The 15,125-nt window shown below is 46.3% G+C and carries 15 protein-coding genes and 1 pseudogene; 1 reads left to right on the top strand and 15 read right to left on the bottom strand.

The genetic code is table 11. The features are described from left to right. Positions 1 to 57: 57 nt before the first annotated feature. Positions 58 to 792: a transporter substrate-binding domain-containing protein gene (locus KHO06_RS00080; RefSeq protein WP_244858369.1), complete on the bottom strand. Its 735-nt coding sequence runs from the start codon at positions 790 to 792 to the stop codon at positions 58 to 60. A gap of 164 nt (positions 793 to 956) precedes the next feature. Between KHO06_RS00080 and KHO06_RS00075 the strand changes: the two genes are divergently transcribed. Next, positions 957 to 1,697, top strand: a complete 741-nt coding sequence (locus tag KHO06_RS00075) for an amino acid ABC transporter permease (RefSeq protein WP_212581903.1) — start codon at positions 957 to 959, stop codon at positions 1,695 to 1,697. 83 nt (positions 1,698 to 1,780) lie between these two features. On the opposite strand, the pseudogene glmU reads toward KHO06_RS00075, so the two are convergent. From glmU to mnmG, 14 genes and pseudogenes are all read right to left on the bottom strand, one after another. Next, positions 1,781 to 3,141: pseudogene (gene glmU / locus KHO06_RS00070) on the bottom strand (bifunctional UDP-N-acetylglucosamine diphosphorylase/glucosamine-1-phosphate N-acetyltransferase GlmU). 149 nt (positions 3,142 to 3,290) lie between these two features. Beyond that, positions 3,291 to 3,713 carry a F0F1 ATP synthase subunit epsilon gene (locus KHO06_RS00065; protein WP_005429758.1) on the bottom strand — a complete coding sequence of 141 codons (423 nt, stop codon included), beginning with the start codon at positions 3,711 to 3,713 and terminating at the stop codon, positions 3,291 to 3,293. Positions 3,714 to 3,731: 18 nt separating this feature from the next. Continuing rightward, a complete protein-coding gene (gene atpD / locus KHO06_RS00060) occupies positions 3,732 to 5,135 on the bottom strand; it encodes a F0F1 ATP synthase subunit beta (protein WP_005532839.1) in 1,404 nt (467 codons plus the stop codon). Positions 5,136 to 5,170: 35 nt separating this feature from the next. After that, the gene (gene atpG, locus KHO06_RS00055; protein ID WP_038892413.1) at positions 5,171 to 6,037 is read right to left on the bottom strand and encodes a F0F1 ATP synthase subunit gamma; all 867 of its coding nucleotides are present in this window, start codon (positions 6,035 to 6,037) and stop codon (positions 5,171 to 5,173) included. A 44-nt stretch (positions 6,038 to 6,081) separates the two neighbouring features. Continuing rightward, positions 6,082 to 7,623: a F0F1 ATP synthase subunit alpha gene (atpA, locus tag KHO06_RS00050; protein ID WP_005429813.1), complete on the bottom strand. Its 1,542-nt coding sequence runs from the start codon at positions 7,621 to 7,623 to the stop codon at positions 6,082 to 6,084. Positions 7,624 to 7,636: 13 nt separating this feature from the next. Beyond that, positions 7,637 to 8,170: a F0F1 ATP synthase subunit delta gene (gene atpH, locus KHO06_RS00045; RefSeq protein ID WP_005429777.1), complete on the bottom strand. Its 534-nt coding sequence runs from the start codon at positions 8,168 to 8,170 to the stop codon at positions 7,637 to 7,639. Positions 8,171 to 8,184: 14 nt separating this feature from the next. Next, positions 8,185 to 8,655, bottom strand: a complete 471-nt coding sequence (atpF, locus tag KHO06_RS00040; RefSeq protein ID WP_005429802.1) for a F0F1 ATP synthase subunit B — start codon at positions 8,653 to 8,655, stop codon at positions 8,185 to 8,187. Positions 8,656 to 8,726: 71 nt separating this feature from the next. Continuing rightward, positions 8,727 to 8,981 (bottom strand): F0F1 ATP synthase subunit C, encoded by a 255-nt coding sequence (gene atpE / locus KHO06_RS00035; RefSeq protein ID WP_002540812.1) that lies wholly within the window; start codon positions 8,979 to 8,981, stop codon positions 8,727 to 8,729. 56 nt (positions 8,982 to 9,037) lie between these two features. Then, positions 9,038 to 9,850: a F0F1 ATP synthase subunit A gene (gene atpB, locus KHO06_RS00030; RefSeq protein ID WP_005429781.1), complete on the bottom strand. Its 813-nt coding sequence runs from the start codon at positions 9,848 to 9,850 to the stop codon at positions 9,038 to 9,040. A gap of 8 nt (positions 9,851 to 9,858) precedes the next feature. Beyond that, a complete protein-coding gene (locus KHO06_RS00025; RefSeq protein WP_005532841.1) occupies positions 9,859 to 10,248 on the bottom strand; it encodes a F0F1 ATP synthase subunit I in 390 nt (129 codons plus the stop codon). Between the two features lie 189 nt (positions 10,249 to 10,437). Next, positions 10,438 to 11,319 (bottom strand): ParB/RepB/Spo0J family partition protein, encoded by an 882-nt coding sequence (locus KHO06_RS00020; RefSeq protein ID WP_012126658.1) that lies wholly within the window; start codon positions 11,317 to 11,319, stop codon positions 10,438 to 10,440. A 23-nt stretch (positions 11,320 to 11,342) separates the two neighbouring features. Next, a complete protein-coding gene (locus KHO06_RS00015) occupies positions 11,343 to 12,116 on the bottom strand; it encodes a ParA family protein (RefSeq protein WP_005440815.1) in 774 nt (257 codons plus the stop codon). 10 nt (positions 12,117 to 12,126) lie between these two features. Then, the gene (gene rsmG / locus KHO06_RS00010) at positions 12,127 to 12,762 is read right to left on the bottom strand and encodes a 16S rRNA (guanine(527)-N(7))-methyltransferase RsmG (RefSeq protein ID WP_038892419.1); all 636 of its coding nucleotides are present in this window, start codon (positions 12,760 to 12,762) and stop codon (positions 12,127 to 12,129) included. Continuing rightward, entirely contained in the window at positions 12,762 to 14,657 is a 1,896-nt protein-coding gene (mnmG, locus tag KHO06_RS00005; RefSeq protein ID WP_050920116.1) for a tRNA uridine-5-carboxymethylaminomethyl(34) synthesis enzyme MnmG, read from the bottom strand. Before mnmG ends, rsmG begins: the two co-directional genes overlap by 1 nt. Positions 14,658 to 15,125 lie beyond the last annotated feature (468 nt).

The following is a 15,125-nucleotide window of genomic DNA, read 5'->3' as shown; positions in this document are numbered from 1 at the left end:
GAAGAGCCGCTTAATGCGGCTCTTTGTCTTTTATAGGCGAAAGAATAAGGCAAAACCTTACATACTCTTTAAGCCCCATTTCTCGGCAGTTTGCTTAAAGAAGCCTTGAGTTTTCTTCAACTCAACCCAGTGGTTAATATAGTTAATCCAGACTTGGTCGTCTTGAGGCAACAGCATCGCAATAGGCGTTGGCTTGCGAGGCTCTTTAACTGGGACAATCGCTAACTGTTTAAATTTCTCCACCAGCGTTGCCGCTTCAACGTTGGACGTCACGGAGACATCGGCACGACGAGCCAGAAGCTCTTGGAAATCACGCGCCGGCGCTTCAATCACAATGTGCTGTGCAGATGGGAAGAAGTCTTTGACCATCTTTTCTTGCACAGTGCCCAGCGTAGCCGCCACTTTTACATCAGGCTTGTCAAAGTCAGCCCAATCTGAGAATTTCGCTAAGTCTTTCTTTTGCACCACAGGCACAAACGCAAGGTAGAAATACGGTTGGCTATAACCTGCTACTTTTGCGCGTGACATATTCAATGACGCACTACCGGTAATATCGTATTTGTTGGCAGTAATGTCATTGACTAGTGTTTTCCAATCGGTCGCAACATATTCCACCTTAACGCCAAGATCTTTGGCGAGCTCAGTGGTGACATCGATATCAAAACCACGATAACTATTGGTAGCGGGATCTTTCATTGTCATCGGATTCCAATCCCCTGTCGTTCCGACACGCAAAACGCCCTTATCCAACACTTCTTGTAAACGGCTGTTAGCATGAGCGACTTGGGTCATCGCAAGTAAACACATTCCTAGCGCAAGTAACGTTTTTTTTCATTTCAATTCCCTTAAAAGAATGATGATGGGAGATATTCCCTTTAATTATTAACTATTAATGCAACTTCATTGATAACATAGCAGTAACAAAGGAAGTTTTTTAGTCAGTTCAGGGAGTAAATGTGAACTATAGACATCTATGGCTGATTTCGTTGCTGCTTCTCACTGGTTGCTCCGATTATCAATGGGGTTGGTATGTTCTTGACCCATCAACCGAGCAAGGCCTGACAAACATAAAGTTTCTGGTCGCAGGCTTTAATGACACGATCCAAGTGTCGCTACTCAGTATGCTGTTTGCGATGACCATCGGATTGATCGTTGCCCTTCCCGCTCTGTCAGACTCTCCAGCACTTAAGTGGATCAACCGTGTTTACGTGGAAGTGATCCACTCTATTCCAGTTTTGGTATTGTTGCTGTGGGTGTATTACGGCATGCCGACACTGCTTGATGTTTCCCTGAATCATTTTTGGGCAGGTGTGATCGCATTAACCATTGCCGAAAGTGCCTTTATGGCGGAAGTGTTTAGAGGAGGAATCCAAGCCATCAGTCGCGGACAACATGAAGCAGCAGAGTCGCTTGGGCTAAACTACTGGCAAAAAATGCGATTGGTAATTCTTCCCCAAGCATTTCGCCAAATATTACCGCCACTGGGTAATCAATTCGTTTATATCCTCAAGATGAGTTCGTTGGTCAGCGTGATTGGTTTAAGTGACTTAACGAGACGAGCTAATGAATTGGTGGTGAATGAGTACTTACCACTAGAGATCTATACGTTTCTCGTCTTAGAGTATTTAGTGCTGATTCTTTTGGTCTCCCAAGCGGTGCGTTGGTTAGAGAAGCGCATCGCGATACCAAGCCTCTAAACTGTCCTTTCACACCACTAGATACAACAAAGCCGCTCATGATGAGGGCTTTGTTTATTTCGGTTAAAGAAAGCAGTTGAGGCTTACTTTTGTTTCACTGGGCGTTGCCAACCAGTGATTTTGCGCTCTTTCACGCGAGTGATCACAAGCTCACCTTCCGCAACATCTTTGGTCAATGTCGTGCCGGCACCAATCGTTGCACCATCAGCAATCGTCACTGGCGCAACAAGCTGGCTATCTGAACCAACAAAAACGTCGTTACCGATAACGGTCTTGAACTTGTTCGCACCGTCGTAGTTACAAGTGATAGTACCTGCACCAATGTTAGTACGTTGACCGATCTCTGCATCACCCAGGTAAGTCAGGTGGTTTGCTTTAGAGCCTTCACCGATACGCGCGTTTTTTACTTCAACGAAGTTACCCACGTGAGAGTCGTTACGCATCTCTGCGCCAGGACGCAGGCGTGTGAATGGACCAACTGTACATTCTTCACCAACTGTTGCGCCTTCAATTACACTGTATGGACGAACAACCGTGTTATCGTCGATTTCACAGTCTTTCAGTACACAGCCAGCGCCGATCACGACGTTATCGCCCAGTGATACGTTACCTTCGATGACCACGTTTGCATCGATTTCGCAATCCATACCGCATTGCAGCTCACCGCGTAGGTCGAAACGTGCTGGATCACGCAGCATCACACCTTGCTCTAATAGCTTTTGCGCCTGCATTGATTGGAATGCACGCTCAAGACGAGCCAATTGAGCACGATCGTTAACGCCTTCCACTTCAATCGCGTTTACTGGGTGCACTGCCTCAACCGCGCGACCTTCATCGTGCGCTGCCGCGATAACGTCTGTTAGGTAGTATTCGCCTTGTGCGTTTTCGTTGTTAGACCAGCAAGCCAGCGTTTCAGGTCACCACCTGTCGCCACCAGCACACCAGTATTACATTCTTTGATGAGCTTCTGCTCTTCTGTCGCGTCTTTTTGCTCAACGATCGCCACTACGGGACCGTTTTTACGAATGATACGACCGTAGCCCATTGGGTTATCCAGCATTACTGTGAGTAGTGCAATACCGCCTGTTGGCTGTGCATCTAATAGGTTTTCAATTGTTTCAGCTGAAATCAGTGGAACATCACCGTAAAGCACCAGTACTTTTTCATCGTCTTCAAACTTTGGAGACGCTTGATCAACCGCGTGGCCAGTACCTAATTGTTCCGCTTGCAGTACCCAGTTAACTGGCTCTTCAGCAAGCGTCTGCTGCATTTGATCACCACCGTGACCATATACTAGGTGGATGTTTTGTGCGCCAAGACCTGTACATGTATCGATAACATGTTTTGCCATAGGCTTCCCTGCCAAAGTGTGCAGCACTTTAGGCATGTTCGAGTACATACGGGTACCTTTACCCGCAGCAAGAATCACAGCACTGAATTTCATTAATAACCTATTGACGTTCTATTTTAATTGGGCGTTATTTTAAACACCTTGGAAGGATTAGTTAATGGTGGGATGTAAATTTCCAACTAAAATTAATCAAAAAGGCGACCAAATGGCCGCCTTTTTTCATGCAACGTTGCTAATTGAGCTTAGCGACGCTTTTTGGTCAGCTCGATAACTCGTAGCTGAGCAATGGCTTTAGCCAGTTCACTGGCCGCTTGTGCGAAGTCCATGTCACCATGCTGATTCTGGATTTGCTCCTCAGCGCGGCGCTTGGCTTCTTCTGCCTTCGCTGCGTCTAGATCTTCACCACGAATCGCTGTATCAGCCAGTACTGTAGCAGTACCAGGCTGAACCTCGACCATACCACCAGAGACATAAATGAACTCTTCGTGGCCGTGCTGTTTCACAATACGCACCATACCAGGCTTAATAGCGGACAGCAGCGGAGTATGGCCGTGGAAAATACCCAGCTCACCTTCGCTACCGGTCACCTGAAACGTTTCTACGCGACCAGAGAAAATACGTTTCTCAGCGCTTACTACGTCTAGGTGAAAGGTTATTGGTGCCATATCGCCTCCTAGTTAGCCTTATAGCTTCTTCGCATTCTCGATAGCATCGTCAATCGTACCGCAGTACATGAACGCTTGCTCTGGAATGTCATCGTATTCACCAGCTAGTAGACCTTTGAAGCCACGTAGTGTCTCTTTAAGAGGTACGTAAACGCCTGGGTCACCTGTAAATACTTCCGCTACGTGGTAAGGCTGAGTTAGGAAACGCTCAATCTTACGTGCACGAGATACAACTTGCTTATCTTCTTCAGATAGCTCGTCCATACCTAGAATCGCGATGATATCTTTCAGCTCTTTGTAGCGCTGAAGTGTCTGCTGAACGCCACGAGCTGTGTCGTAGTGATCTTGACCAACTACTAGTGGGTCTAGCTGACGAGAAGTCGAATCTAGTGGGTCGATCGCTGGGTATAGACCCATTGCTGCGATGTTACGGTTAAGTACAACCGTTGCATCCAAGTGCGCGAACGTTGTTGCTGGAGACGGGTCAGTCAAGTCATCCGCAGGTACGTATACCGCCTGTACAGACGTAATAGAACCTTGCTTAGTTGACGTGATACGCTCCTGTAGTACACCCATCTCTTCTGCAAGAGTTGGCTGGTAACCTACCGCAGAAGGCATACGACCTAGAAGTGCTGATACCTCAGTACCTGCAAGCGTGTAACGGTAGATGTTATCAACGAACAGAAGTACGTCACGACCTTCGTCACGGAAACGTTCTGCCATTGTTAGACCAGTCAGTGCAACACGTAGACGGTTGCCTGGTGGCTCGTTCATCTGACCGTAAACCATCGCTACTTTAGATTCTTCAGGATTCTCAACGTTTACAACGCCCGCTTCCTGCATCTCGTAGTAGAAATCGTTACCTTCACGAGTACGTTCACCAACACCAGCAAATACTGATAGACCTGAGTGTTGAAGTGCGATGTTGTTGATAAGTTCCATCATGTTAACGGTCTTACCTACACCTGCACCACCGAATAGACCGATTTTACCACCCTTAGCGAATGGACAAACCAAGTCGATTACTTTAACACCAGTTTCTAGAAGTGCTGTTTCGTTTGATTGCTCTTCGTAGCTTGGTGCTTCACGGTGGATAGAGTAAACCTCTTCTGCACCGATCTCACCACGCTCATCAATCGCGTCACCTAGGACGTTCATGATACGACCTAGAGTTTTAGTACCTACTGGTACTGAAATTGGAGCGCCAGTGTTAACCACTTCAACGCCACGACGTAAACCATCAGAGCTACCCATTACGATACAACGAACTACGCCACCGCCTAGCTGTTGTTGAACTTCAAGAACAAGACGCTCTTTTGAGTCCGTAACGTTTAGAGCGTCATATACACTTGGTACTTCGCTCTGTGGGAACTCTACGTCGACTACCGCACCGATGATCTGTACGATCTTACCTGTAGCCATCGTTAATCCTCTAAACTATTTCGTTTTACCTAAGCTTAAACCGCAGATGCACCACCAACGATTTCTGATAGTTCTTGTGTGATCGCAGCCTGACGGGCTTTGTTGTACACAAGTTCTAAATCTTCAATCAAGTTGGTTGCGTTATCCGTTGCAGCCTTCATCGCAATCATTCGAGCCGCTTGCTCACAAGCAAGGTTCTCTACTACACCTTGGTATACCTGAGACTCTACGTAACGCACTAGAAGTGTGTCTAATAGAGGTTTTGGCTCAGGCTCATAGATGTAGTCCCATGAGTGCTCACGCTGCATCTCTTCGCTGTCCGATTTAGGCAAAGGTAGCAATTGATCGATCGTTGGTTGCTGAATCATAGTGTTCACAAACTTGTTGAACACCACATATAGACGATCCAGTTCACCTTCATCGTATTTCTTAAGCATTACGCCAACAGAACCGATTAGGTCTTCTAGGCTTGGGTTATCACCCAAACCAGAAACCTGTGCCGCAACTTTTGCGCCACCATTTCTAAAGAAAGCTGTTGCTTTTGAGCCAATTACAGCTAGCTCAACTTCAGCACCTTTCTCTTTCCATGATTGCATGTCTGTAACGGCTTTCTTGAACACGTTAATGTTCAAACCACCACACAGACCACGGTCTGTCGAAACGATGATGTAACCAACACGTTTAGCTTCACGCTCTTCTAGGTACGGATGACGGTACTCTAGGTTTGCGTTAGCCACATGACCGATCACTTTACGCATTGTTTCAGCGTATGGACGAGAAGCTTCCATTGCGTCTTGAGAACGACGCATTTTTGAAGCTGCTACCATTTCCATCGCTTTCGTAATTTTCTGCGTGCTTTTAACACTACCGATTTTATTACGTATCTCTTTTGCGCCGGCCATCGTTACTCTCCGTTAGTTGGTGGCAGAAACTGCCACCGACCTAATTACCAAGTTTGGGTTGCTACGAAGTCGTCAGTCAGTTTCTTCAACTGAGCTTCAACTTCATCGTTGTATGCACCCGTCTTGTCGATCTCAGCTGCAAATTCAGCGTATTGACCGCGAGCGTACGATAGTAGAGCCGCTTCGAAATCTAGCAGTTTGTTTAGTTCAACATCTGCTAAATAGCCGCGCTCTGCCGCGAAGATTACTAGTGCTTGGTCAAATACAGACATTGGAGCGTACTGCTTCTGCTTCATTAGTTCTGTAACTTTTTGACCGTGGTCTAGCTGTTTCTTCGTCGCTTCATCAAGGTCAGACGAGAACTGTGCAAATGCCGCTAGTTCACGGTACTGAGCTAGTGCAGTACGGATACCGCCAGATAGCTTCTTGATGATTTTCGTCTGAGCTGAACCACCTACACGAGATACTGAGATACCTGGGTCAACGGCTGGGCGTACACCTGCGTTGAATAGCTCAGTTTGTAGGAAGATCTGACCATCGGTAATCGAGATTACGTTAGTCGGTACGAATGCTGAAACGTCACCTGCTTGAGTTTCGATGATAGGAAGAGCAGTCAAAGAACCAGTCTTACCTTTCACTTCACCGTTAGTGAAACGCTCTACGTACTCTTCGTTTACACGAGCTGCACGCTCTAGTAGACGCGAGTGTAAGTAGAATACGTCACCTGGGAATGCCTCACGGCCTGGTGGACGTTTTAGTAGTAGAGAGATCTGACGGTAAGCTACCGCTTGCTTAGATAGATCATCGTAAACAATCAGTGCGTCTTCACCGCGATCGCGGAAGTATTCACCCATCGCACAACCTGCGTATGGCGCTAGGTATTGTAGCGCTGCAGATTCAGAAGCAGATGCAACAACAACGATAGTGTTAGCTAGCGCGCCGTGCTCTTCTAGTTTGCGAACTACGTTAGCGATAGTCGATGCTTTCTGACCGATTGCTACGTAGATTGAGAAAATACCAGAGTCTTTCTGGTTGATAATCGCATCGATCGCCATTGCTGTTTTACCAGTTTGACGGTCACCGATTACAAGCTCACGCTGACCACGACCGATTGGGATCATTGAGTCAACTGATTTGTAACCAGTTTGCACAGGTTGGTCTACCGATTTACGGTCGATTACACCTGGTGCGATTACTTCTACAGGCGAAGTCAATTTAGCTTCGATTGGACCTTTACCATCGATAGGCTCACCTAGTGTGTTCACTACGCGACCTAGAAGTTCTGGACCAACTGGCACTTCAAGAATGCGGCCAGTACCTGTAACTTTCATGCCTTCCTTAAGGTCAGCATATGGGCCCATTACTACCGCACCAACCGAGTCACGCTCAAGGTTAAGTGCTAGTGCATAACGGCCACCCGGTAATTCAATCATTTCACCTTGCATCACGTCCGCTAGGCCGTGGATGCGGATGATACCATCGCTTACCGATACGATAGTACCCTCGTTGCGAGCTTCACTAACAACTTCGAAAGATTCGATACGTTGTTTGATCAGATCGCTAATTTCCGTGGAATTAAGTTGCATGCTCCAATCCCCATTAAGACTGCAATGCATCGCTCAGGCGGTTCAAACGACCACGCGCTGAGTCATCGATGACTAGGTCTCCGGCTCGAATAATAACCCCACCAAGTAGGGTCTCATCTACACTGCAATTCAGCTTCACTTTGCGTTCTAGACGCACTTCAAGTTTGCTGCCAATGTTTGCAAGTTGTTCATCAGAAAGTTCGCTTGCTGAAATCACTTCAACATCAATTTCTTTCTCATGCTCTTTCTTCAATAGGAAGAATTGTTCACAAACATCAGGAAGGGCCGTTAGACGACCATTCTCAGCCATTACCTTAATCAGGTTTTGGCCGTGCGTATCAACTTGTTCGCCGCAAACTGCAACAAAAATCTCTGCCATTTTGTCAGCAGAAACCGAACCCGTTAGAAGTTCGCTCATTTGCTCGTTTTTAGCGACTTCAGCAGCAAAAGACAACATTTGGCCCCATTGGTCCAACTGGTCTTTGTCTACAGCAAAGTCGAAGGCTGCTTTAGCATAGGGGCGTGCGATTGTAGTCAAATCAGACATATGCGCCCCCAGACTTAAAGTTTTGCAGTAATGTTGTCGAGAATATCTTTCTGAGCGTCTTTATCGATAGAACGCTCAAGGATTTTCTCAGCACCAGCTACAGCCAGAGTAGCAACTTGTTTGCGCAGCTCATCGCGTGCACGATTGCGTTCAGCTTCAAGTTCTGCTTCTGCTTGCGCTAGGATTTTCTGGCGTTCTGCCTGAGCTTCCTCGCGAGCTTCGTCAATAATTTGAGACTTACGCTTGTTCGCTTGATCGATGATCTCAGTTGCTGTGCGCTTCGCTTCTTTCAACTGATCAGAAGCGTTGGCTTGTGCTAGATCCAAGTCTTTTGCAGCACGTTCCGCTGCTTGAAGACCATCAGCAATTTTCTTCTGACGCTCTTCGATCGCTTGCATCAACGGTGGCCATACATACTTCATGCAGAACCACACAAATAGTGCGAACGAGATTGCTTGACCTAGCAGAGTTGCGTTTATGTTCACAACAGCTACCCCTCTATTTGGACTTAGTGTTAATCAGTGACAAGCCTTAGCTCGTCCCGAGTTAAAGGTGATTAACCTAGTTGACCAACGAATGGGTTTGCGAATGTGAATAGTAGCGCGATTACGATACCGATCATTGGAACCGCATCAAGTAGACCTGCGATGATGAACATCTTAACTTGTAGCATAGGAGCCATTTCTGGTTGACGTGCTGCACCTTCTAGGAATTTACCACCTAGTAGTGCGAAACCAATCGCTGTACCAAGAGAAGCAAGACCGACGATAATACCTACGGCGATTGCAGAAAAGCTCAGTAAAGTTTCCATTACTATCTCCAATTTATAGTTGTTGGCTTATGTGCCCAAATAAAAAGCTTAAAAAATTAATGATCAGAATCTTCGTGTGCCATTGACAGGTAAACAATTGTCAACATCATGAATACGAAGGCTTGAATCGTAATAACCAAGATATGGAAGATTGCCCACGGTAGTGAACCCATCCATTGCAAGTACCATGGTAGCATTGCCGCACAAAGAATGAATACAACCTCACCCGCGAACATGTTACCGAATAGACGCATACCAAGTGATAGAGGCTTCGCTAGTAGCGATACCACTTCAATCAGTAGGTTAAACGGAATCATCAGTGGGTGATTGAATGGATGTAGTGCAAGTTCTTTTGCGAATCCACCTAGACCTTTCACTTTGATGCTGTAGTAGATCATCAATGCGAAAACGCCTAGAGCCATAGCCATGGTGATATTCACATCAGCAGACGGTACAACCTTAAGATAAGGAATACCTAGCCAATGCTCTGCTGGGTACGGTAAGAAGTCGATCGGAACTAAGTCCATCACGTTCATCAAAAATACCCAACAAAAGATAGTCAGTGCTAAAGGCGCGATCAGTGGGTTGCGTCCATGGAACGTGTCTTTGACGTTTTCCGCGACAAATTCAACGATCATTTCTACAGCACACTGAAGCTTACCCGGTACACCCGCTGTTGTTCTCTTTGCTACTTTGTAAAAAATTCCGAGGAAGATTAAACCAGTAAACCAAGAAAAAAACAGGCTATCGATATGTACGTTCCAGAAACTTGCTTCATCCGCTACCAAGCCTAACTTAGCTAAAGATAGGTTTGATAAGTGGTGGGCAATGTAACCGGACGATGTTAGCGCTTCACCTGGCGCAGCCATAACTCATCCTATTTTTTGTTGTTAATGAATAGCACTGGTGCACAGATATTAATACCTAGTACCAGCAAATAGGTTAGTTTGAGGGGAACAAGTTCCACCTGCATATACATGTAGGCTACGTAGAACAACACAACCGTGATGAGGATTTTCAGAACTTCACCTGTGTAGAAGGACGCCGCGATGCGCTTGGCAGCACGAGCCCCACTAAACATAAAAGCACATAGCGCAAAGACAGCATTGGCAACAACAAAAATGCCCCCACCAACCAGCGCTGAAATTCCCCATTCAGGATTCACGGCCATCGCCATTCCTGCAGCCACAAAAATAACCGCGCCAGACTGGATCATTAACAATTGCTTTGCGAGCTCTCGTCCTGGTCTAGCTAACGCAGCTACCATGTATTCGTACCTCTAGTAATATCCACTTTGCACTAAACTCTCTGTGCAGGGAAATTGGCGAAAATTATACGGTGAGAACAATTGAATGCAATTATATTGCATCAAAAACTTACAGTTTTGTTTACAATCCGACAACTTTCACACAAAATTCGATTATTTTGATTAATTGACCTAAATCAATTATCTCATCTAGGCCTCTAGCTTGGCAATCAGTTGATTCAATTTGTGAGGCTCATCAAGACTTATCGTCACTTTCGCTTTGCCGTTTGCAGAACGGACCAAAGAAACCTTGGCATCAAGCAGTTGACTCAATTTATGCGACATTTGCTCTGCTTCGGTATCTTCTTGTTGAGCTTTTTGCTCATTTTGTGGGGCTAAGCACTTTTTTACTAACTGTTCGGTTTGTCGAACTGTCATTTGCTTCTTAGCCACCTGTTGAGCCACTTCGACTTGCTGTTCGCCTTCTAGCGCTAATAGAGCTCGAGCATGACCCATTTCTAATTTTTTATCTGCAACCAGACCCTTTACATCAATTTCCAACTGATTTAGACGTAATAGGTTACTTACTGTGGTTCTTGATTTGCCAATCACATCGGCCACTTGCTGATGCGTCAGCGTGAATTCATCCTGCAGGCGCTCAAGCGCTTGCGCTTCTTCAATCACATTCAAATCTTCACGTTGAATGTTTTCGATCAGTGCCATCGCTATCGCTGCGCGGTCTTCGACCTTTTTCACTAAACAAGGCACACGTTTAAGACCAGCCTGTTTTGCAGCGCGCCAACGGCGTTCACCAGCGATGATTTCAAACTGACCACCCGCAACTTGGCGAACAACGATCGGCTGAATGATGCCTTGTGATTGAATCGAAGCTGCCAGCTCTTCTAGCGCTTCTGGCGCCATATCTTTACGCGGTTGGTAAACACCCGGCTGCAATTGACCAATCGCCAAATCCGTCAGTTCACCGTCAGCCGACAATGCTTGGCTGTGCGATGCAATGTGCTGTTTTTCACGAGCTAACGAACTGGTCGACAACAACGCATCCAGTCCTTTTCCTAGACCACGCTTAGACATAGGAGGAATTCCTTAGGTTAGAGTTAAACTGGGATTTCTTCGCGGCGGAGCATTTCGCCCGCTAAAGCAAGATACGCTTTGGCGCCAGCAGAGTACTTGTCATAGTACATGGCTGGTTTACCGTGGCTCGGCGCTTCGGCCAAACGCACATTACGTGGGATCACAGTACGGTAAACTTTACTACCAAAGTGTTTTTTAAGTTGATCGGATACTTCATTAGACAGGCGGTTACGTGGATCGTACATGGTACGTAGTAAACCTTCGATTTTGAGGTTCTCATTGACCACGGCCGCTAACTTGCTGATTGTATCCATAAGAGCAGTTAAACCTTCTAACGCAAAGTATTCACATTGCATCGGCACCAGCACAGAGTCGGCTGCGGCCATAGCATTGATTGTAAGAAGGTTTAGAGAAGGAGGACAATCAATAAAGATGAAATCATAGTTATCGCGAACTGACGCAAGGGCGTTTTTCAGACGCACCTCACGCGCGAACACTTCCATCAATTTGATTTCTGCAGCGGTAACGTCTCCGTTCGCTGCAATCAGATCGTATTTCCCTGTGGTTTCGGTACAAACCACCTGATCAAACGGGGTATCTTCAACCAGAAGATCATACGCCGTTGCGTCGACCATATATTTGTCGACGCCACTGGCCATCGTAGCGTTGCCTTGAGGGTCGAGATCGATCACCAAAACCTTGCGCTTTGTTGCCGCCATCGAAGCTGCTAAGTTAATGCACGTTGTTGTTTTGCCGACCCCACCTTTCTGGTTGGCGATTGCTACAATTTTACCCACGATTACCTCGCTAATTTTCCTTGCGCGATAAGATTACTAGATGACGATCACCTTCCAACTCAGGAACAGCTAAAGATATGATCTCTGTCACACTACACCATTCAGGAAGCAGATCTATTTCATCTTTAGGGTGAAGCCCTTTCAAAGCTAAGAACACCCCAGAATCTTGTTTAGGCAGATGATGACACCATTCCACCATGTCCGTCATTGAAGCAAAAGCTCGACTCAAAACGCCATCAAATTTTTCTTCTGGCTGGAATTCTTCGACACGACTTTGAATTGCCGTCACATTTTTCAGCCCTAGCGTGTGCACAACTTGCTTGATAAAGCGGATGCGTTTGCCAAGGCTATCGAGCAAGAAGAAGGTTTTCTCTGGATTCATGATTGCCAATGGAATACCTGGCAAACCTGGTCCTGTGCCAACATCGATAAAACGCTCACCTGGTAAGTGAGTGCTAACGACGATGCTATCAAGGATATGTTTCACTAGCATCTCAAGTGGGTCACGAACCGACGTTAGGTTGTAAGCTTTGTTCCACTTGTCGAGCAGTTCGACGTAACCGACCAACTGCTCACGTTGTTTTTCAGACACTTCCAAATCGGTTTGCGCGATCAGCTCGTCTAATCTGGTACGTAAAGCACTCATTACTCTTCCTCGCCTTTTTTCAGCAAACCGTGCTTCTTCAGGTGAACAAGCAGAATAGAGATCGCTGCCGGCGTGATACCTGAGATACGAGAAGCAATACCAATGCTTTCTGGTTTGGCTTCTGTCAGCTTAGCAACGACTTCGTTAGACAGACCTTTCACGTCTTTGTAATCCAAGTCTGCAGGGAGCTTAGTGTGCTCATGACGCAGCGATTTTTCGATCTCTTCTTGCTGGCGCTTGATGTAGCCATCGTACTTCACTTGAATCTCAACTTGCTCTGACGCTTGCTGATCTTCCAGAGCTGGTGCAAATGCATCAAGCTGAGTGAGATCTGAGTATGAGATCTCAGGGCGACGCAAAAGATCTTCACCACTTGCTTCACGAGCCATTGGTGTTTTCAAGAGCTTGTTCAGCTCATCAATGCCTGCAGAATTTGGATTCATCCACGTCGACTTTAGACGTTGGCGCTCGGTTTCCATGTTCTCGATTTTCTCGTTGAAACGTGCCCAACGCACATCATCAATCAAACCAAGTTCACGCGCTTTTTCCGTCAAACGTAGATCGGCGTTATCTTCACGCAGCAACAAACGGTATTCCGCACGAGATGTGAACATGCGGTACGGTTCTTTGGTACCCATGGTCGACAAGTCGTCAATCAATACACCCATGTAAGCTTGGTCACGGCGTGGGCTCCAGCCTTCTTTGCCTTGACTGTGCAAACTTGCGTTCAAGCCTGCCATCAAACCTTGTGCTGCAGCTTCTTCGTAGCCCGTCGTACCGTTGATTTGACCAGCAAAGAACAGACCACTGATGAACTTGGTCTCGTAGGTTTGCTTCAAATCACGTGGGTCGAAGAAATCGTACTCGATCGCGTAACCTGGACGAACGATGTGTGCGTTCTCAAAACCTTTCATTGAACGAACGATTTGCACTTGCACGTCAAACGGCAAGCTGGTGGAAATACCGTTAGGGTATAACTCGTGCGTGGTTAGGCCTTCTGGCTCAATGAAGATTTGGTGACTGTTCTTGTCCGCAAAGCGCATCACTTTGTCTTCGATAGAAGGACAGTAACGCGGGCCAATACCTTCGATCACGCCTGCGTACATTGGGCTACGATCAAGGTTGTTGCGGATCACATCATGAGTTTGCTCATTGGTGTGAGTAATAAAACATGGGATTTGACGCGGTTGATGTTCACGTTTGCCCATAAATGAGAATACAGGTGTTGGGTTATCACCGTGTTGTGCTTCCAACACTGAGAAATCCACGCTGCGTGCATCGATACGTGGTGGTGTACCTGTTTTCAAACGATCGACACGGAATGGCAATTCACGTAGTCGATCCGCCAGTGCGATCGATGGTGGATCTCCAGCGCGACCACCTGAAGAGCTTTCCATACCGATATGGATCTTTCCACCAAGGAAAGTACCTACGGTTAATACCACCGCTTTCGCTTGGAATTTCAGGCCCATTTGCGTTACGACGCCAACAACACGATCTTGGTCCACAATCAGATCATCAACCGATTGTTGGAACAGAGTTAGGTTTGGTGCGTTTTCTAGCGCGTTGCGTACGTACGCTTTGTACAATGCACGGTCAGCTTGAGCACGTGTTGCTCGAACCGCTGGACCTTTAGAGGCGTTCAGTGTTCGGAATTGAATACCTGCATGGTCAATGGCTTCAGCCATCAGACCGCCCATAGCATCCACTTCTTTTACTAAGTGACCTTTACCGATACCACCAATCGCCGGATTACAAGACATCTGGCCTAATGTATCGATGTTATGGGTAAGGAGGAGTGTTTTTTGTCCTGTGCGTGCAGATGCGAGCGCGGCTTCCGTTCCTGCGTGTCCGCCACCGACAACAATGACGTCAAAGTTTTCGTGATAAAGCATGAACTGACCTCAGGTATTCAAAGGATTTAATGAACAGATAAAAAAGAGCGGTATTTTACCTTTTTTCTGTGTGAGAGAGAATCGTTTTCTCGCTTTTCAAATTTTAGTCCCTAAGACTATATATATAAGATCTATATATATGATCTTTTATTGGATCTATTATTAGGATCGCACGTTTCTGTGGATAACTAGAAAATGATCAACAAGATCATGGATCTTCTTTGGATCATATCTTGTGATCATGGCTTGATCAGATCGAGGATTTCCTGAGATCAAAATGCGGGGTTATGCACAGGGGTAAAAAAGGATCTAACTTGTTCTTTGGATAACTAAAGGAAAATCACTGGATCTTACCTGACTTATCCACAGATGGTTTGGGTGTTTTTTGAGCGATTGAATAAGATTTTTTGAGGGGAGTTATTCACAATGGGGAGAAACAGAGCCGCAATGCGACTCTGTGATAGAGGA

The organism is Vibrio sp. B1FIG11, from assembly GCF_905175335.1.
GTDB classification, from domain to species: Bacteria; Pseudomonadota; Gammaproteobacteria; order Enterobacterales; family Vibrionaceae; genus Vibrio; species Vibrio campbellii.
The sequence above is the reverse complement of the archived record's forward strand: the minus strand, read 5'-3'. Positions and strand labels throughout refer to the sequence as shown.

What these genes read in the sequence shown, in the direction of transcription:
- mnmG (WP_050920116.1), bottom strand. Translation starts at nt 14,657, where the DNA reads ATGCTTTATCACGAAAACTTTGACGTCATTGTTGTCGGTGGCGGACAC.
- atpE (WP_002540812.1), bottom strand. Translation starts at nt 8,981, where the DNA reads ATGGAAACTTTACTGAGCTTTTCTGCAATCGCCGTAGGTATTATCGTC.
- atpH (WP_005429777.1), bottom strand. Translation starts at nt 8,170, where the DNA reads ATGTCTGATTTGACTACAATCGCACGCCCCTATGCTAAAGCAGCCTTC.
- KHO06_RS00020 (WP_012126658.1), bottom strand. Translation starts at nt 11,319, where the DNA reads ATGTCTAAGCGTGGTCTAGGAAAAGGACTGGATGCGTTGTTGTCGACC.
- KHO06_RS00065 (WP_005429758.1), bottom strand. Translation starts at nt 3,713, where the DNA reads ATGGCACCAATAACCTTTCACCTAGACGTAGTAAGCGCTGAGAAACGT.
- atpD (WP_005532839.1), bottom strand. Translation starts at nt 5,135, where the DNA reads ATGGCTACAGGTAAGATCGTACAGATCATCGGTGCGGTAGTCGACGTA.
- KHO06_RS00025 (WP_005532841.1), bottom strand. Translation starts at nt 10,248, where the DNA reads ATGGTAGCTGCGTTAGCTAGACCAGGACGAGAGCTCGCAAAGCAATTG.
- atpB (WP_005429781.1), bottom strand. Translation starts at nt 9,850, where the DNA reads ATGGCTGCGCCAGGTGAAGCGCTAACATCGTCCGGTTACATTGCCCAC.
- atpG (WP_038892413.1), bottom strand. Translation starts at nt 6,037, where the DNA reads ATGGCCGGCGCAAAAGAGATACGTAATAAAATCGGTAGTGTTAAAAGC.
- atpA (WP_005429813.1), bottom strand. Translation starts at nt 7,623, where the DNA reads ATGCAACTTAATTCCACGGAAATTAGCGATCTGATCAAACAACGTATC.
- rsmG (WP_038892419.1), bottom strand. Translation starts at nt 12,762, where the DNA reads ATGAGTGCTTTACGTACCAGATTAGACGAGCTGATCGCGCAAACCGAT.
- KHO06_RS00080 (WP_244858369.1), bottom strand. Translation starts at nt 792, where the DNA reads ATGACCCAAGTCGCTCATGCTAACAGCCGTTTACAAGAAGTGTTGGAT.